This window comes from Pontibacter sp. T17 (genome assembly GCF_057219875.1).
This window is the reverse complement of the sequence record NZ_JBXVVW010000001.1, coordinates 1,154,484-1,172,605: the sequence shown is the minus strand read 5'-3', so window position 1 is coordinate 1,172,605 and position 18,122 is coordinate 1,154,484. Positions and strand designations below refer to the sequence as shown.

Below are 18,122 nucleotides of genomic sequence, written 5' to 3'. Positions count from 1 at the left end.
TTAGAATTGCACGTTGAGCGAGAAGATCACACGACGGGTGTTCGGGTGCGAAAGCAGATCCTGCTGGCCCCCGAGGGTTTGGATACCGAAGTTGGAAACCTCAGGATCATAACCAGGATACTTGGTAATCGTGACCAGATTGTAGGCCGATACACCCACGCTCAAGCCCTTGACTACACCCTTACTCCAACTTTCTGTCCACGATGTGGGGAGGTTATACTTCAGGCCGATTTCACGGAGGCGGATGAAGCTGGCATCCACGAGGTAATAACCAGCATAGGCATCAGCCCACTCGTTCAGGCGAAACTCGCCCAGACTCTGATAAGCGGGGTCTGGTGACGGATCGAAGAAGTCGGGCGACTGTGCGTGCAGGTCCAGATAGTTGGTCGCAAACTGCGAGTTGTACTGCCCCTTACGCCAGATCCAGAGCATATTGAACTGGAAGTTCTTCAGGAAGGTGAGGTTACTGGCCCAGCTGAGTTCGAAATCGGGCTGGCTGGGGCCAAACCGACGGTTGGTACCATCAATGTCACGACCATACCAGTCGGTGGGGTTTTTGCCTACCCCAACCGGATTCTGGCCATACGGCCCCCCAAATGCACGGCCATAAGAAGAAATCTCAGGCACAATCAGACGGGTAACCTCGGTCTTGTACTTCGTGAAATTGAAGATCGCCGTGTAGCTGACGTTTGGCTTGTTGATGGGCGTAACCACCAGACCGAGTTCGATACCACGGTTCTCCAGATCACCGATCGGATACGAGTTCACCTGCTGGTAACCAACAGACGATGCCAGAATATAGGTACCGAGGAAGTCGAACGTCTTGTTGATGAAGTAGTTCATCTCCAAGCGCACTTTGTTGTCCAGCAAGCCAAGGTCGAGGCCCAGTTCAATCTCCTGCTTGCGCTCGAATTGCACATTCTGGTTAGGCAGTGTGGTTGGAAATACCACGCCTGCATTGCCGCCAATGTTTTGAGTAGCCGTCGTGAAGGTATAGTCACCGTAGTTGGCCACTCCACCCGACTGTCCCCAGGAAACTCGGGGCTTCAGCTGACTTACGAAATCAACGTTCCAGAAATCGAAGTTGGCTACGTTCACCGCCAGTGAAGCGCGGGGGAAGTAATACAGTTTGTTCGGGTCGCCACCATTGAGGCTGGTACGGTCGGCACGGATACCTACCGAGCCCATGACGCGGTCTTTCCAGTTGAAGTCCTGCTGGAAGGTAAAACCAACGTCCCATGTGAAGGGACCATCCGTAAACTCAAGCGACTGTGTAGCCCCGCGCTGAGGGTTGTATTGGTTCAGCGGCAGGCCACGGCCAATCAGTGCAGACCGCTGGCCCCGTGTAATGAAGCGAGTAACACCCAGCTGGCTATTGAGGTTGACATCCGCAAGCTGCCAGTTGTACACCAGAAAAGCCTGCCAGTTTGCCTGCAGACGATAGGTATTGGTAGCAACGGACGCACCCGCCTGTGATGCCGGGAAGTTCTGGCGCTGAAACTGCATGTCGTTGGGCGCATGAACGAAGTTGTCTACGTTCGAAATGTCAAAGCCCCCCAATGCATTCAGTTTCAGGAAACTCTTCTCTTTCGAAAAGAGCATCCAGTCTAACGATATTGAGCCATAGTAACGATTGACGCGCTCGCGGTTAACCATCCGCTCGATTACCGCCAGCGGGTTTTCTGAACCGTAGTCGTTGTCGGGGAATACGCCGGTCAACGGGTTGGCATGCAACTCGGCCCAGGCAGGAATACTGTACTGGTTGTAGGCTACCGAAACCCCGTTGTTGTCGTTTCCGTTAAACCCGCGGTTGCTTTCAGAGTTCAGCAGGTTCATCGAGGCATCCAGCGTGATGTTGTCGGTCAGTTTATGGCTGGCCCGCACCGCCAGGTTGTTACGGCTGTAGCCTGTGCGCAGCATGATACCCGTTTCGTTGTGGGTAGTGCCCGACAGATGGAAAGTGGTACGCTCGTTACCACCGGAAACCTGCAGGTTGCTTTCGTACAGGGCACCCGTGTTACCAAAGAACTCACGCTCATAGTTGTAGAGCTTGCCTGCAGCTTTGGCAGTCTGGAAGTTGGCCACCTCAGAGGGGCCCCAGCCGATGGCCACCCTTTCTTCATTCCAATAATCTGAAGTTGGATACAGAAACTTGGTAGCCTCGATAAAACCAACATCCTGGCGGAAGGTAACCCGGGTTTTGCCAGGCTGGCCCCGCTTGGTTCGGATCACAATAACACCCGCGTTGGCCCGCAGACCGTAGATGGCTGCCGCGGCAGGACCCTTTAGCACCTGCACCTCTTCAATGTCGGCCGGATTGATATCGGCCATACGGTTGGTGGTGTTATCCTGACCCGTGCCAGCGTTGGTGATATAGCTGTTGCCCGAGTTGTTCACGGCCGAGCCGTTGTTCATGATAACCCCATCCACTACATACAAGGGTTCGCTGGAGAGGGAGATGGACGAAATACCCCGCAACTTCACGGAAACACCCCCACCCGGAGCACCCGAGTTCTGCGTAACTGTGGCACCTAGCACCTTGCCGCTCAGGGCGTTGTCAAGTGTCGTTGGGCGGGTGGTACCTACCAGTTGGTCTGCGCTGACTACCCCTACCGAGGTGGTGGCGTTAGCGCGGGTAGTGGTAGATGCCAGACCGGAGATGATAACAGCCTCCAGCTCGGTTTCCCCTGCCAGCTTGATGTCGAAGTTATCGCGCCCCGCAGGATTGATTTCCTGCGTTTTTGAGCCGACGTAACTCACACGGAGCACATAGTCTCCACCTGCCGGAATGGCGACCTGGAAAGCGCCAGTTCCGTCAGAATAGGTGCCGCCAACTACACTGCCATTGGCACGGTTGACAATACTCACAGAGGCTCCCGCAAGGGGTTCACCTGCAGCGTCCACCACAGTACCTCGTACCGTGCGTGTCCCCTGCTGTGCTTCCGTCCCCGAGGCTTCACCTCGGTTTCGGGCGTCGGATTGGGCGCACACAGTTGCCCCTGACCCGACTAGGATCAATAGAGTAAGGAATTTTCTCATAGACGTCGATTTTGGACAAATCGATTTGGACGCAACCAAGTTGTGCAAAAAACCAAAACGGGGACCCAAAACCCGCGCCATTTGAGGTGTGAAATAATCTTAATGTTAAGAAGGGCACTTCCCAAACCCCCCTCTCCATTTTTTTGGCGCACGAATCCTCCTCCTCCCTACCTTTGCCTGATTATGGTTGGGTCTACCCTTATGCCGCTTGTCGTGCGCTTTCGTGTTCTGCTGTTTCTTCTGGCGGTTGCCGCAGCCTTCGCTGGCACTGGCTGTAACCGGTACGTTAAAATGTCGCGCAGCCGCAACCTGGCTGACCGCGATTCTGCAGCCTTCTACTTTTATAACAAGAAGAAATACGAAGCTGCCTCCATTCTGTTTGAAGAGCTTATTGGTGCCTACCGTGGCTCGCCCCGCGCTGCATCCATTACGTACTACTATGCGCTCACCAAGTACCAGGTGGGGGAGTACATCACCTCTGCTCACCACTTTCAGCAGTATGTAGACCAGTTCCCCAACAGCGACTACACTGAAGATGCCATGTACATGGTAGGTGAGTCGCACCGGGCGATGGCACTCGATTTTGAGCACGACCAAACCGAAACAGCCAAAGCCATCGAGAGTTTTCAGTTGTTTCTCAGCCTCTACCCCACCTCCAAGCGTGTGGAGACGGCCAACAAAACCATTCGCGAGCTGCGCGACCGCATGGCCCGCAAGGCCCTTTACGAAGGTGAACTCTACTATCGCATTTCGCACTTCAAGGCAGCAACTGTAGCCCTCAAGGTCGTGATGGATGAGTATGGCGACAGTCCCTATCGCGAACGGGCGCAGTATCTCCTCTTCCATTCGCAGGTGCTATACGCCGATAACAGCGTACCCGACAAGCAGGAAAGCCGCTACATGGAGGCGATGGCCATGTACAACCGATTCCTGGCCCGCTATCCCAACAGCCAGTATCTCCGCTCGGCAGAGCGCATCTATCAGGATGTGGAAGACAAAATGCGGCGCATTGCCAAAAACAAGCCAGCCCCTGCCCCCACGGCCAACTGATACTATTTACTTCCGGACTTTCGTTTTACCCCAGCGCTTTCTTACCTTACGATATGAGCAACAGCATTCAGCCCATCGACATGGCCAAGCTGTCGGAATCTTCCGGCAACGTCTATAAAACTGTATCGGTACTGGGCCGCCGGGCCAACCAGATTGGCGCCAAGCTCAAGCACGAACTCAACGAGAAGCTGGCCGAATTTGCTACCAGCAGCGACAATCTCGAAGAAGTAGTAGAAAACCGCGAGCAGATTGAGATTGCCAAATACTACGAGGCAATGCCCAAGCCTACCCTGCTGGCGATTGACGAATACGCCAACCGTCAGGTGTACTTCCGCGACGCTGAAGAATCCTGATTGCTATGCGCCTGGCGGGCCGAACCATCGTTCTGGGCGTTACAGGCAGCATTGCTGCATATAAGTCTGTGCTTCTCCTGCGCCTGCTCCAACAGGAAGGCGCCGAGGTGGAAGTTGTAATGACACCAGCGGCGCGCGAATTCGTAGCGCCGCTAACGTTTGCTACCCTCTCGCGAAAGTCGGTCTTCACCAACCTCTGGGCCGATGAAGTGGGCAGCGGCAACCAGCCCGACTGGAGCCGGCACGTGCAGCTGGGCCATCGCGCCGACCTCATTCTGGTGGCCCCCGCTACAGCCAATTCACTGGCCAAACTTGCACACGGTCTCTGCGACGACGCTCTTCAGGCGGTTCTGCTAAGCGCCAATTGTCCGGTGCTTATGGCCCCTGCCATGGACCGTGAGATGTATCAGCACCCTGCCACACAGCATAACCTGGCACTGCTGAAAGCCCGTGGCACCCATTTGGTAGAAGCAACCTCCGGCTATCTGGCCAGTGGACTGGAAGGCCTGGGACGCATGGCCGAGCCTGAAGCTCTGCTGGAAGCGGTGGTGGCGATACTGGCCCCGACACCGCAACTCCTGAAAGGCCGCAAGGTGCTCCTTACCGCTGGCCCCACTCAAGAAGCCCTCGACCCGGTCCGTTACATCAGCAACCACTCCACTGGCAAAATGGGCATCGCAATTGCAGAAGCGGCCCGCCAGATGGGGGCAGACGTAACACTGGTTCTAGGACCCACTACCCTTCGGCCCAACTCACCCGACATTAACGTAGTGCCAGTGGTTACAGCCATCGACATGCAGCAGGCGGTACAGGCACATGCCGACACCGCAGACATCTTCATTCTCTCAGCCGCGGTGGCAGATTACCGCCCAGCCCACGCAGCCGCGGAAAAACTCAAGAAGTCGGACGCCAACACCGATGGGCTGACACTGTCGCTGGTACGCAACCCCGACATCCTGGCCGGACTGGGACAGACCCGCCGCCCCAACCAACTGCTGGTGGGTTTTGCCCTGGAAACAAACAACGCCGAAGCCTATGGCCGTGAAAAGCTTGAGCGGAAGAAGTGCGACATCATTGTCCTGAATACCCTGGCAGATCCCGGCGCAGGATTTGGCTACGACACCAACAAAGTGACACTGCTGCACCGTGACGGCCGCACCGTGCCTCTCCCGCTTATGTCGAAAGCCGATATTGGCCTGAGTCTCATGCAGACTTTTGCCGCTGAGCTTGCTAGATTGCCTCTATGATGATTCGCAGCCTGCTTCTGGCGCTGGCGCTGGCTTTGACACAGGCCCTGCATGCACAGGAGCTTAACGTCACCGTTAACTTACAGGCCCCCACTGCACAAGGCATCGACCGCTCTATCCTGGACCAGCTGAAGAGCGACATCGCCAGCTACCTGAACAACCGCCGCTGGACAAACCTGACCGTCGCGCCCTACGAACGGATACGTTGCGTCCTCACCATTGTGCTCACCAGCATACCCGCGCAGGACCGCTTTCTGGGCACCCTTCAGGTACAGATTACCCGCCCCGTCTATAACTCCACTTACGAAACCGCCTTGGTCAACTACCAGGACAAAGACTTCCAGATTACCTACCAGCCTTTTCAGCCGCTACAGTTCTCTGACAACACCTACATTGGCAACCTGCCCAGCATACTCAATTTCTACGCCTATCTGGCCTTGGGCTACGATGCCGACAGTTTCAGCCCCAGCGGAGGTAACAACTGGTTTCAGCTGGCACAGCAAACCGTAAGTCTGGCACAGAATGCTGGCGAACCCGGCTGGCGGTCGGGCGAGAACCAGCGCAACCGCTACTGGCTCACTGAAAACCTGCTGAACAACAGCTATCGTGCCTTCCACGACATCCTCTACCGTTACCATCGTGCCGGTATGGACATCATGAGTGAAGACCCCGCCAAGGGGCGCACCGTGATTCTGGACTGTCTCCAACAACTGCAGGTGCTGATACGCTCCAATCCCAATATCATCGTGGTGCAGTCGTTTATCGACGCCAAGACCAACGAACTCATTCAGGTTTTCTACAACGCCCCCACCGAGCAAAAGCAGGCCTTCCTGCAGGTGATGGAGCAACTGGACCCCGGCAGCCTCAATCAGTATCAGCGCATCAACAACTGAGCCTATGGGAACCCGTACTGAACGCCTGCGCATTCCCCTGCCACTTGACAGACTACAGCTTTGGGAAAACAGCCAAGTGGGGATTGTACTCCGTAACGGAACCACCTTGCACGGCCGTCTGGTGGCCATCGATGCACAGCAGTGTGTAGTAGCTGATGCCCTTACCATGGCCCTGCGCCAACCCAACAACCAGCACACCGCGCCCATCAGCGACGTGCTGGAAATAACCCGGGAAATTATTGGTCCGTTTTAGACATTTTGTTGTGTTCGGATACGCCTGTACCTATTTTCAGGTACAACAGCCTGTCAGACTTCCCTACTTATGACCTTGTCGCCCCCTGGGTTCGACAATCTGCTTGCGCCATATGACCCTACTTGGCCACAGCAGTTTGCCGAAGAACTTGCCCGCCTGCGCCAGCATCCTCAATTGCGAGAGGTATCCATTGAACATGTAGGCAGCACTGCCGTGCCCGATATGCCGTCCAAACCCACCATTGATATTCTGCTGGGGGTGGACGACTGCAACTACGCCTACCAATACAAAGAGATTCTGCAGGACCTGGGCTATCACGAACCCGCCTTCCGTAAGCAGGAATCCCATAAGCACACACTGGAGTGGAACGACCAGCGCGGCCGTCATTATAAAGTTCAGATTGTGCAGTTGGGCGGCGAAGACTGGCGTCGCAAACTGTCGTTTCGCAACGAGCTGCGCGAAGACCCGGCCCTACGGCAAGCCTATCTACAGATAAAACTGGAACTGGCAGCCCGCCATGCCAGCGATGCCGAGCTGTACAACAGCGGCAAAAAAGCGTTTCAGCGCAAGGTCATCGGCTACTGATCCTGCGCTGAAAACCCGGCTGATTCGTTCCTGATAAGCAGCTATTCGCCTTCCTGATTGAAAGCCCCTGCCACCAGCAGTGTACCTGCTGTAACAAACTGTGCACCCGCTGGAGGCAACTGCTTGAACTGAATAGCCGTCCATTTGCCATCAGAGGCTCCGGTGGCCACTTCCAGTCGCACAATACGCACCGAGTCGGCACCGACTGGCGTAGCGCACAGCACTTGCGCCTTTTCCCCTTCGGGCAGAAGGGCATCCATCGGCAGGGCTGGCTGCACACTTGCAGCACCCTGTGCCTGCACCCTGGTAACTATGGCCATTTCCGGCAATACCACATATCCTTTAGGGGCTTCAAACGTAGCATGCACTATCACCATGCGGTCGGCCGTTTCCACCGAGCGGCCGATGAACTCGATCCGACCGATAACACTGGGTATATTCCGGTCAGAGAACAGAATTTCAACGTTCTGCCCCTCCCGGATACGGTTGATGTCCTTTTCGTAGACAAACAGATCGGCGTGCAGGTCAGACAGGCTGAGAATATGTGCCAGTTCTACACTGGGCTCGGCCTGCATACCAATGGTAGCTGGCAACTTGAAGAGATAGCCATCCATCGGCGACACAATTACCAACTCACGCTGAATCACCGCTTTCTCAGCCGAGGCATAGGCGGCGGGGTTCAGCCCTACCAGTCGCAGCTTTTCGGCAAAGGCTTTCCACTGCGACAGTGCAGCCTCATAGGCAGCCTGGGCCGTCTGGTAGTCGGCGGCTGACCCAATTTTCTCTTCATAGAGTTGGCGCTGACGGTCATAGGCCTGCTTTCGTGCCTGCATTTCCGCAGCTGCACTTAAATAGGCCTGTTGCAGTTCCACCAGCGCCAGACTGCTGAGCCGCAGCAAAGGCTGCCCCTTGCGAATGGCGCTGCCCTCTTTCACCAGAATGGCCGACACCACACCCGACAACTGCGTACGCACCGATGCCTGGCTGTTGGACAGCACGACTACCTTTCCGTTAAAGGTGAGCATAGGACGGATGGTACGCTGTTGAAGTGAATCCAGCAGCACACCATACTGCGCCAGCTGCTTTCGACTCAGTGTCAGCGAAGCTGGCCCCGTACTGTCGGCAGGCTTCTGCCCCGCAGTATCTTGGCCACAGCCAGCCACTACAGCCGCTGCACACAGTATGAAAAGACCTCTGAGAAGGCCGGAAGGTTGGAAGATCATAGTCCCTGGAGATAGTCAAGTTCAATGGCTGCAAGGTTGAATGCGAGCACGGCGTCGAGGTATTGCAGCTGCACCTGATACGCCTGGTCTATGCTGTTGAGATAGAGAAAGAAATCATCGGAACCCAGTTCGAAGCTCCGCTGGGCAGCGCGCAGTACTTCGTCGGCCTGTGCCAGCCCTTCCGACTCCAGCAGCCGCAGGTGTGCCCCGGCCTGCCGATACCGTGCCAGTGCCTGAGCGCGCTGCTGCTTCAGCTGGCGGGCCAACGCTTCCTGCTCGGCGCTGCGCTGCACCAATACCAGTTGTGCCGCCTCCACTTTGGCTTTGCCTGCCCACCACGCAAATGGAATGGAAAGCCCAGCCCGGAAGTTCAGCGCAGGGCTATGCCCCGGAGTAGGGCCCTGATTCAGGTAGCCGAATGTAAAGGAGGGCAACCGCTGCTGGCGCGCCAGCCTGATACCGGTTTCGGCTGCCAGTACCCGCGCACGCTCGGCTGCAAGAAGGGGATGGTCGGCATCTGCGGAGTCCATTTCACGCGACCCGTAGGCCTGAAGATCATATGAGAGTTGCCGAAGCAGACTGTCGTGGGCATATAGTGCCAGCACCTCACGTGCCGTACGCTCGCTCTCCTGTTCATTACGTACCTGCACCCGATACTGGCCGGCACGCAGCTTGCCATTGAGCGCAGCTAGGTAATTGCTGGCACCCAGTTGATAGCGCCGCTCGGCAGCCGCCGCCAGGCGTTGCAGCAGGGAGTCCTGCTCGGTGAGCCGTGCCAGCCGGGCTGTGCGCCAGCAAGCAGTCTGATACAGGCTGCGCAGCGCCGCAATCCGCAGCAAACGTGAGTTGGCCGCACTGGCACTGGCCACTTCTGCATTCTGCCGGAATTCCTGCTTTCGGGTAGCATACACCCAGGGCATCTCCATTTTCACCCCAGCCCCCAGCGTATAGAATTCGCCGGACGGTGCTTCGGCAATCACATCCAGCATGCCCAGATCTACCGCCGAAGGTATCAATGCCCGCAACTGTGCAGCGGCTGTATTGGCAGCGCGCAGGTCAGGGTCGTTTGCCAGCGTAGCCGACAGCAGTTGCTGCTCGGCGGGGGTGGCACCCTGACGGGCCCAAGCGGTTGACAACATGCCTATCAGTACCATCAACCATTTCATTTGCTTCTTCATGCCTGTTCTCCTTTCGTGTTGCGGAAGAGAAAAGAGTAAATGGCTGGCAGCACCAGCAGGGTCAGCAGAGTTGAGCTCACCAGGCCACCAATGACTACCGTCGCCAGGGGCCGCTGCACTTCGCCGCCAGCACCATGCGACAACGCCATTGGCAGAAAGCCCAGCGAGGCTACCAACGCCGTTACCAGCACCGGCCGAAACCGGATGCGCAATGCGGTATAAATCCGACGCCAGCGATTACGCATCCCCTCAGCTTTCAACTGATTCAGGAATGCCACCATCACAATACCATTCAGTACTGCGACACCAAACAGCGCAATGAACCCCACCGCTGCCGAGATGCTGAATGGCAACCCCCGCATTGTGAGGGCCAACACGCCACCAACTGCTGCAAACGGGATAGCAGCAAACACCAGCAACGATTCTATTACAGAGTGAAATGTGAGATACAGCAGCAGGAAAATAGCAGCAAGTGCGATGGGAACTACTACAGCGAGCCTCGCCTTGGCCGACCGCAGGTTCTCGAACTGGCCCCCATAGGCAACCCGGTAGCCCGGCGGCAGTTTTACACGCGCATCCACCGCCTGCGACAACTCGCCTACCACTGATTCTACGTCACGGCCACGCACATTGAAGCCAATGTTGACCCGCCGCGACCCTTGCTCCCGCGTAATCTCCGCCGGGCCGTTCTCCAGTTTTACTTCGGCCACTGCCTCCAGCGGCACAATGGCTCCGGTGGCACTGGGCAGTCGCAGCAGCTTCACCGACTCCACATTTGCGCGATCACTTGCCCCATATCGGAGCGTCAGCCCAAACCGCCAGTCGTTCTCATACACCGTACCCACCGTTGCTCCGGCAAAAGCCGTCTGAAGGGCACGGTTGATCTGGTCTACTGTGATACCATAGGTGGCCATGCGTGTCCGGTCATACACAACCTGGATCTGCGGCAAACCCTCCACTGCCTGCACCACTACGTCGGCTACACCCTCCGTCTTGCGCACAAGTGCCGCAATGCGGTCGGCCTGCTGCGACAGCTCGGACAGGTCATGCCCAAACACCTGCACCACTACATCCGACTTGGCCCCGGAAATCAGTTCGTTGAAGCGCATTTCAATCGGCTGCTGAATGGCAATGCCCACACCAGGTACCGTATGGATGAACGCTGCAATTTTCTCGGTCAGTTCGGCCTTTGAGCTGACAGTCCAACCGTCCTGGGGCTTCAGGATAACCATCAGGTCGTTCGCTTCGATCGGCATGGGATCCGTCGGAATTTCAGCGGTACCGATCTTGGATATCACGTGCTTCACTTCGTTTGGGAAGCGGGTTTTCAGCTCACGCTCCAGAATGGCCGAGATGCGCAGGGTCTCGGTTAGGCTCACGCCCACCGGCAAGCGCACTTCCAGCGCATAGTCACCTTCGTCCAACCGCGGAAGAAATTCACCTCCCATCCGCAGAAACAAGCCGCCAGCCAGCACCAGCAGCACCAGGGCACCCGCAACCACCGCTTTACGCACCCGCATCGCGCGTCGGAAAAAGCGGTAGAATCCACCATACAGCGTGTTAATGATCCTGTCTGCGAAGTTGCCTTCACCCTCGGCGTGTGCGTCCTTGGGGCTCAGGAAAGCAGCACACATCATCGGCACATAGGTCAGCGACAGAATGAGCGCGCCCAGAATGGCGAAACACACGGTCAGGGCCATCGGCTGGAACATCTTGCCCTCAATACCTGCCAGAAACAGCAGCGGCACGTACACAATCAGGATGATGATTTCACCAAAAGCTGCCGAACTGCGTATCTCTACTGCTGCATGATACACCACATCTTCCTGGTCGGTCCGGCTCAGGTTATGGTGCTTGCGGACATGCTCGCTGAAGCGCCTCACCACATTCTCTACGATAATGACCGCCCCATCTACCACCAGGCCAAAGTCTATTGCCCCCAGGCTCATCAGATTACCAGATACACCGAACACCCGCATCAGGCCTACGGCAAACAGCATGGCGAGTGGTATTACTGACGCCACGATAAGCCCCGCGCGGAAGCTGCCCAGTAACAGCACCAGCACAAACACAACGATCAGTCCACCTTCGATGAGGTTGTTGCGCACGGTGGCTGTGGTACGGCCCACGAAGTCGCTGCGGTCAAGAAAAGGTTCCAACACCACTCCTGGGGGCAGTGTAGCCCGCACTTTCTCCACCTGGGCATGCACACGGTCTATCACCTGAAGGGCGTTCTCGCCTTTCTGCATCAGAATAATGCCCCCTACTACTTCGCCCTGTCCATCCATAGACAGTGCCCCGTAGCGTACAGCACTGCCGAATGCGACAGTGGCCACATCGCGCATCAGAATGGGCACCCCGTCTTTGGTACGGATAACCGTTTTGGAGATGTCGTCCAGCGTGGCCACCTGGCCTTCGCCCCGGATGAAGTAGGCCTTTCCTGCATTCTCTATGTAGGCTCCGCCAGCATTGCCGTTGCTGACGGCAAGGGCATTGTATACATCGTCTATTGTCAGGCCAGCTGCCGTCAGTTGATCAGGCTTCAACTGTACCTGGTACTCTTTCAGATAACCACCAAAGCTGCTGATGTCAGCCACCCCTGGTATCCCCAGCAGATTGGGGCGCACAATCCAGTCCTGAATGCTGCGGAGCTCCATAGCAGCTGCCACCGAGTCGGTACGGGGCTGGGTAAAGTGCAGGGTATACTGATAAATCTCGCCCAGACCGGTAGTCACCGGTGCCATTTCGGGAGTGCCATACCCCGGCGGAATTACATCGCGCAGCGAAGTGAGCCTTTCCAGCACCTGCGCCCGGGCCCAATACAGGTCCACATTGTCTTCAAATACCAGTGTCACCACCGATAAGCCAAAGCGCGACACCGAACGGGTCTGGGTACGCCCGGGTATATTTGCCATCGCCAACTCGATAGGCGCCGTCACATAGCGTTCTATTTCCAGTGGCGCCAGGCTGGGGCTGCGTGTCACAACCTGTACCTGGTTGTTGGTGATATCGGGCACGGCGTCTATCGGCAGCGTAGCCACCGACCAGATACCCCAACCCAGCCATAACACCAGCAGCAGCACCACTGCCAGCTTATTGCGTATGCTGTAGTGAATGATCGCGTCGATCATTTCTTGAAAGAAAAAAGTAAAGGAAAAGACGCCTGTACATCAGCAGGCATTAGCTACCCTGGTCTTCAGGACAGCAGGCACCACAAGAGTGCGGGTTCTCAGGCCACTCGTGGTGGCTGAAAAATATCGGCTACTGACAGCCGAGTGGGAGCAAACCGCAGCTGTGGCACTTGGCGAACTGGTGCACTCTGGCTCGGCACGTTCATCTCAAGTCCTGCTGGCACTTGGGCTGCCACACCACAGGCACCGGAGAACATTGGCAATTTGCCGTGGTTGTGTGCCGGATTGTGCTCCGAGGGGTTGGGCGTGTTGTAATGCTCGGCCAGAAACTCCCAGAACGACTGATTGGGCTGTTCTACTCTGTGTGTCGTCAGGTAGTGATCCAGCAGTGCTGGCACCTTCTCCAATTCGCGCATCGACTGCATCGGCACCAGACTTATCGTCAGGGCCCACACCAGCAGCAACGATTGGATGGTCCGCTTCATCGGTTTGGAGTCGTATCTCTTACGCTTCGCTCCACATAATTAGTACAAAGGTTGCCGCTTTCAAAACTGCCTGCCAATTTTGTCAACGTTGAACTTTCACGTATAAGACTCTGTTTTCAACGCGTGTTTACGGCCCTCTGTTCTCTTGTGCACCTGCTGAATACTGCCTTTGGGGACTAAAAAAATTTAACCAGCCGGAAACGCGCAATACTTAAAAAGTTTCTTTCGTTAACTCAACCACTCACACTCACCCTTTCACTCCTCCTTCTGTTATGAAAAAAGCTCTGGTAGGCTTAGGCGTGGTAGCAGTCATCGCGCTCATTATCTGGACCCTCCAAACCAACAAAGCCAAGTCTGAAGCCGCAGCCCCAAAAGAAACCGTCGTTTCTGAAATCGCTGTCAACGTAACTGCCGTTCGCGAAGGCAAGCTTGACCAGGCACTCAGCCTCACGGGTAGCGTAGAAGCTAACCGCGACGTCATGCTGGTGTCGGAAACCAACGGCCGGGTAGTTTCGATGAATGTGAAAATCGGCGACTTTCTCCCGGCTGGCGCAGTGTTACTTCAGGTAGACGACGAACTGGCACGCGCTGGGGTTATGTCGGCCGAAGCCGCACACGAGAAAGCCCAGTCAGACCTCGACCGTTACAACAATCTCCGCAGCCAGAACATCGGCACCGAAACCAACCTCGAGGCCCTGAAGCTGCAAGTGAAAATGACCGAGGCTCAACTGATTCAGGCCCGTAAGGCCCTCAGCAACACGCGAGTGCGCATGCCCTTCGCTGGTCGTCTCTCCAGCAAACTGGTAGATCTGGGCGCCACGCTGGCCCCAGGCTCACAGATTGGCAACATCGTGGACATCAACACGCTGAAGATTCGCGTAAACGTACCCGAAGAAGACGTTGTGCGCCTCAAACTCGGCGACCGCGCCCGTGTCACTTCAAGCGTCTACCCCGAACAGACCTTCGAGGGCCGCATCCAGTCCATTGGGGTAAAAGCCGATGGCTCGCACACATATCCTGTTGACGTGGTAATGGGCAACCCAGCTCGCTACCCCTTCAAAGCTGGTATGTTTGCCCGCGTCGACTTCATTTCTCTGGCCGGTGGCAATGGTCTTATCGTACCACGCAACGCCCTCGTGGGCAGTTCCAAAGCTCCGCAGGTATACGTTGTGAAAGACAATGTTGCCCAACTCCGCAAAATCAAGATTGGCCGTGAAGCTGGCGACCAACTCGGCGTGACCGAAGGTCTTGAAGCAGGCGACGTAGTAGTAGTGGGTGGCCAGCTCAATCTCTACGACAACGCCAAGGTCATCATCGTGAAGTAATCGGGAACCCCCTCACACTCACTCCTCCTGAAACATGTCATTAACCGAACTTGTCATCAAGAGGCCCTCGCTCGTCGTGGTGATTTTCTCCGTGCTGAGCGTGTTGGGCTTGGGCAGCTTCTCCCTGCTGGGATATGAACTGCTGCCGTCGATGAACTGGCCTGTTATTACCATACAGACCACCTATCCCGGAGCATCGCCCAGTGAGGTCGAAAACTCCGTTACCAAGAAAATCGAGGACGCAATCTCCAGTCTGGGCTCCATTCGCACCATTCGTTCTACCAGCCTCGAAAGCGCATCCTTCGTAATTGTTCAGTTTGCTGAAGGCACCGACACCGACCTGCGCCTGCAGGAGGCCCAGCGACGCATCAACAACATCAGCACCCAGCTGCCCGATGATGCAGACGACCCGGTCATCAATAAACTGAACCCCAACGAACTGCCCGTTCTCACACTGGGTGTCACCTCCACCATGTCGCCCCGCGAGTTCTATACCCTCGTGGAAGACAACCTTGTGCCTACTATTTCCAGTGTGGAAGGCGTAGGCCAGATCATCCTGGTGGGTGGCGAACGCCGCGAAGTCCGTGTCTATGTGAACGAAGAACGGTTGAAGGCTTACAACATCAGCCTGGGCCAGGTAGCCCAGATGGTAAATGCCTTCAACGTTGATTTTCCCACGGGCAAAGTAAAAGGGCAGGGCAACGAACTCATTGTCCGCGTTGCAGGTAAATTCTCCTCCATCGAGCAGCTGCGCAACCTCGTAGTAGCCAGCACTCCCAAAGGCGACGTACGCCTCCGCGATGTGGCTGACATTACCGACGGCATCCGCGACCTTGAATCGCTCAACCGCATCAATGGTCGCCCCTCCATCGGTATGCTCATCATCAAGCAGAACGATGCAAACGCCGTGGCCGTGAGTAAGCTGGGACGCGCTGAGTTGGCACGGCTGGAAAACCTCTACAAGGACATCAACCTAAAGTTTGAAATCGGCAACGACTCCTCGACCTACACCCTAGAGGCTGCCAATGCCGTAGGCCACGACCTTGTCCTGGCCGTGTTCCTCGTAGCTGCGGTGATGCTGCTGTTCCTTCACAGCTTCCGCAACTCGCTCATCATCATGGTAGCCATCCCGGCCTCGCTCATCAGCGTGTTCATCGTGATGTATGCACTCGACTACACCCTCAACCTGATGACCCTCCTGGGGCTCTCACTCGTAATTGGCATCCTGGTTGACGACTCCATCGTAGTACTCGAGAACATCTACCGCCACCTGGAGATGGGTAAGGACAGCCGTACCGCTTCTCTAGATGGCCGTAACGAAATCGGCTTCACTGCCATGTCTATCACCCTGGTAGACGTTGTGGTGTTCCTGCCGCTGGCGTTTGTGGGTGGTATTATCGGCAACATCATGGGCGAGTTCGCCATCGTTGTGGTCGTGAGTACCCTAATGTCGCTGTTCGTGTCCTTTACCGTTACTCCGGTACTGGCCAGCCGTTTCAGCCGCCTGGAGCACCCCAATCCCAATACCTTTGGTGGCCGTTTCATCCTCGCTTTCGAACGGGGCTTCAACGCCATTATCGACTGGTATGGCAATTCGCTTCAGTGGGCGCTGCGCCACAAGATCATCATCGGGGTAGGTACCTTCATGATCTTCCTCAGTTCGTGCTCGCTTATCATCATGGGCTATATCGGTGGCGACTTCATTGCGCAGTCAGACCGTGGCGAGTTCGTGCTCAAGATCGAAACCCCTGAAGATGCCACCATTGAAGAAACCAACCGCATTGTACAGGAAGTAGAACGCCGACTGTCTACCTACCCTGAAATCGTGCGGGTTATCACCTCGGTGGGCCAGACGCAGGACGGCTTCGTAAAGACGGTTGCCAACAACCAAGCCGACCTCACCGTACTGCTTGTTCCACGCGAGCAGCGTACCCGTGGCACCGACCAGTTCTCGCTTGACATCAAGCGCGACATGTCCAACATCCCTGGGGCCAAGTTCCGCGCCAGTCCAGTAGGTTTCTTTGGCTCCGCCGACGAAGCGCCTGTACAGCTCGTGGTTACGGGCAGCAGCTACGCCGACGTACTGAAAGGTGCCAACATGATTCTTGACGCTGTGGCAACTACCCCCGGCGCTTCCGATGCCCGCCTCTCTTCCAAAGAGGGTAAGCCCGAAGCCCGTGTGGACATTGACCGTGAGAAACTTTCCCAGTTCGGCCTCTCCATCGCTGAAGTGGGCCTGACGCTCCGAACCGCACTCACTGGCAACGACGACTCGAAGTACCGCGACAACAACAAGGATTACATCATCCGTGTACAGCTCGATAACTTCGACCGCACCAACATCGACAACATCCGCCGTCTCGCTTTCTTCAGCCCCAAACTGGGCCAGATGGTGCAGCTGCAACAGTTTGCCGATGTCTATCAGGCCATTGGCCCCAACCGCCTGGAGCGCTACAACCGCGAAACCAGCATCCAGATCAACTCTGAGATTATCGGCCGCCCCGGTGGTGACTTCACCGCCGAGGTAGACCGGAAGCTCGAGAAAATCAAGCTGCCCGACGGCGTACGCTTCTCCTATGAAGGCAACCGCAAGAATCAGGATGAATCAGGCGCCAGCATGGTCATCGCCTTCTTCGCCTCCATCCTCTTCGTGTACCTCATCATGGTGGGCCTGTACGACAGCTACGTCTATCCCTTCGTCGTTCTCTTCTCCATACCTGTAGCGGTGGTAGGGGCGCTCTATGCTCTGGCCCTCACCGGCAAGATCCTCGACATCTTCTCGGCACTGGGTATCATAATGCTCTCGGGTCTGGTGGCCAAGAACGCCATCCTGCTGGTCGACTTTGCCAACCACCAGAAGGAAAACGGCATGAAGAGCTTTGACGCGCTCATCGAGGCCGGTCGCGAACGCCTGCGACCCATCGTCATGACCACCGCGGCAATGGTACTGGGTATGCTGCCCATTGCCTTGGCCTCTGGTGCCGGCTCTGAATGGAAGAACGGTCTGGCATGGGCACTCATTGGTGGTCTTACCAGTTCCATGTTCCTTACCCTGTTTGTGGTGCCAGTAGTTTATCTCACAGTCGATAACTTTAAGGCGTGGATTGGTCGCAGGTTTGCAGCCCGCAGCCGTACGGTAGCGTCAGTCAACACTGGCGAAACCATAAGCAACACGCACTGATAGTTGATTTTCAACGATATACGCCGAATGAAGGACTGGAGTTAGGATGGGTTTGTAATAGTTCTTCAGGAAGCGAGAAGCCCCGCCCAGTGCGGGGCTTCGTCTTTTTTGAGCTTCGCGTATGGCCATTTTCTACATTTTTTAAGCCCGGCCACAAACAAAAACATCCCTCAGTTGAG

General features: G+C 56.2%; 13 protein-coding genes. 8 read left to right on the top strand and 5 right to left on the bottom strand.

What is annotated here, in order from left to right; genetic code table 11:
* Complete coding sequence (locus tag AC2D8O_RS05260) at positions 1 to 3,039, bottom strand: SusC/RagA family TonB-linked outer membrane protein (RefSeq protein ID WP_484677747.1); 3,039 nt, start codon at positions 3,037 to 3,039, stop codon at positions 1 to 3.
* A 183-nt stretch (positions 3,040 to 3,222) separates the two neighbouring features.
* Between AC2D8O_RS05260 and AC2D8O_RS05255 the strand changes: the two genes are divergently transcribed.
* The 6 genes from AC2D8O_RS05255 to AC2D8O_RS05230 all read left to right on the top strand — a co-directional run bounded on the left by AC2D8O_RS05255 (position 3,223) and on the right by AC2D8O_RS05230 (position 7,420).
* Positions 3,223 to 4,089, top strand: a complete 867-nt coding sequence (locus AC2D8O_RS05255) for an outer membrane protein assembly factor BamD (RefSeq protein ID WP_484677746.1) — start codon at positions 3,223 to 3,225, stop codon at positions 4,087 to 4,089.
* Between the two features lie 53 nt (positions 4,090 to 4,142).
* Positions 4,143 to 4,442 (top strand): DNA-directed RNA polymerase subunit omega, encoded by a 300-nt coding sequence (locus AC2D8O_RS05250; protein ID WP_484677745.1) that lies wholly within the window; start codon positions 4,143 to 4,145, stop codon positions 4,440 to 4,442.
* A 5-nt stretch (positions 4,443 to 4,447) separates the two neighbouring features.
* Positions 4,448 to 5,689 (top strand): bifunctional phosphopantothenoylcysteine decarboxylase/phosphopantothenate--cysteine ligase CoaBC, encoded by a 1,242-nt coding sequence (gene coaBC / locus AC2D8O_RS05245; protein WP_484677744.1) that lies wholly within the window; start codon positions 4,448 to 4,450, stop codon positions 5,687 to 5,689.
* On the top strand, positions 5,686 to 6,582 hold the full coding sequence (gene porD, locus AC2D8O_RS05240; RefSeq protein WP_484677743.1) for a type IX secretion system protein PorD: 897 nt from the start codon (positions 5,686 to 5,688) through the stop codon (positions 6,580 to 6,582). Before coaBC ends, porD begins: the two co-directional genes overlap by 4 nt.
* A 4-nt stretch (positions 6,583 to 6,586) precedes the next feature.
* On the top strand, positions 6,587 to 6,835 hold the full coding sequence (locus AC2D8O_RS05235; protein WP_484677742.1) for an LSm family protein: 249 nt from the start codon (positions 6,587 to 6,589) through the stop codon (positions 6,833 to 6,835).
* A gap of 69 nt (positions 6,836 to 6,904) precedes the next feature.
* Positions 6,905 to 7,420, top strand: a complete 516-nt coding sequence (locus AC2D8O_RS05230; protein ID WP_484677741.1) for a GrpB family protein — start codon at positions 6,905 to 6,907, stop codon at positions 7,418 to 7,420.
* A 41-nt stretch (positions 7,421 to 7,461) separates the two neighbouring features.
* On the opposite strand, the gene AC2D8O_RS05225 is transcribed toward AC2D8O_RS05230, so the two are convergent.
* The 4 genes from AC2D8O_RS05225 to AC2D8O_RS05210 form a co-directional block, all read right to left on the bottom strand.
* The gene (locus tag AC2D8O_RS05225; RefSeq protein ID WP_484677740.1) at positions 7,462 to 8,643 is read right to left on the bottom strand and encodes an efflux RND transporter periplasmic adaptor subunit; all 1,182 of its coding nucleotides are present in this window, start codon (positions 8,641 to 8,643) and stop codon (positions 7,462 to 7,464) included.
* On the bottom strand, positions 8,640 to 9,782 hold the full coding sequence (locus tag AC2D8O_RS05220; protein ID WP_484677739.1) for a TolC family protein: 1,143 nt from the start codon (positions 9,780 to 9,782) through the stop codon (positions 8,640 to 8,642). The genes AC2D8O_RS05225 and AC2D8O_RS05220 overlap by 4 nt, the downstream gene beginning before the upstream one ends.
* Positions 9,783 to 9,817: 35 nt before the next feature.
* Entirely contained in the window at positions 9,818 to 12,952 is a 3,135-nt protein-coding gene (locus AC2D8O_RS05215; protein WP_484677738.1) for an efflux RND transporter permease subunit, read from the bottom strand.
* Positions 12,953 to 13,050: 98 nt separating this feature from the next.
* On the bottom strand, positions 13,051 to 13,437 hold the full coding sequence (locus tag AC2D8O_RS05210; RefSeq protein WP_484677737.1) for a hypothetical protein: 387 nt from the start codon (positions 13,435 to 13,437) through the stop codon (positions 13,051 to 13,053).
* Positions 13,438 to 13,709: 272 nt separating this feature from the next.
* Here AC2D8O_RS05210 and AC2D8O_RS05205 point away from each other — a divergent pair, with 272 nt between their 5' ends.
* A complete protein-coding gene (locus AC2D8O_RS05205; RefSeq protein WP_484677736.1) occupies positions 13,710 to 14,762 on the top strand; it encodes an efflux RND transporter periplasmic adaptor subunit in 1,053 nt (350 codons plus the stop codon).
* A gap of 34 nt (positions 14,763 to 14,796) precedes the next feature.
* Positions 14,797 to 17,943, top strand: a complete 3,147-nt coding sequence (locus tag AC2D8O_RS05200; protein WP_484677735.1) for an efflux RND transporter permease subunit — start codon at positions 14,797 to 14,799, stop codon at positions 17,941 to 17,943.
* Positions 17,944 to 18,122 lie beyond the last annotated feature (179 nt).

Coding starts and splice junctions, on each gene's coding strand:
- AC2D8O_RS05255 (WP_484677746.1), top strand. CDS start 3,223: ATGGTTGGGTCTACCCTTATGCCGCTTGTCGTGCGCTTTCGTGTTCTG.
- AC2D8O_RS05235 (WP_484677742.1), top strand. CDS start 6,587: ATGGGAACCCGTACTGAACGCCTGCGCATTCCCCTGCCACTTGACAGA.
- AC2D8O_RS05205 (WP_484677736.1), top strand. CDS start 13,710: ATGAAAAAAGCTCTGGTAGGCTTAGGCGTGGTAGCAGTCATCGCGCTC.
- porD (WP_484677743.1), top strand. CDS start 5,686: ATGATGATTCGCAGCCTGCTTCTGGCGCTGGCGCTGGCTTTGACACAG.
- AC2D8O_RS05230 (WP_484677741.1), top strand. CDS start 6,905: ATGACCTTGTCGCCCCCTGGGTTCGACAATCTGCTTGCGCCATATGAC.
- coaBC (WP_484677744.1), top strand. CDS start 4,448: ATGCGCCTGGCGGGCCGAACCATCGTTCTGGGCGTTACAGGCAGCATT.
- AC2D8O_RS05200 (WP_484677735.1), top strand. CDS start 14,797: ATGTCATTAACCGAACTTGTCATCAAGAGGCCCTCGCTCGTCGTGGTG.
- AC2D8O_RS05220 (WP_484677739.1), bottom strand. CDS start 9,782: ATGTTGTCAACCGCTTGGGCCCGTCAGGGTGCCACCCCCGCCGAGCAG.
- AC2D8O_RS05215 (WP_484677738.1), bottom strand. CDS start 12,952: ATGATCGACGCGATCATTCACTACAGCATACGCAATAAGCTGGCAGTG.
- AC2D8O_RS05225 (WP_484677740.1), bottom strand. CDS start 8,643: ATGATCTTCCAACCTTCCGGCCTTCTCAGAGGTCTTTTCATACTGTGT.
- AC2D8O_RS05210 (WP_484677737.1), bottom strand. CDS start 13,437: ATGAAGCGGACCATCCAATCGTTGCTGCTGGTGTGGGCCCTGACGATA.
- AC2D8O_RS05260 (WP_484677747.1), bottom strand. CDS start 3,039: ATGAGAAAATTCCTTACTCTATTGATCCTAGTCGGGTCAGGGGCAACT.
- AC2D8O_RS05250 (WP_484677745.1), top strand. CDS start 4,143: ATGAGCAACAGCATTCAGCCCATCGACATGGCCAAGCTGTCGGAATCT.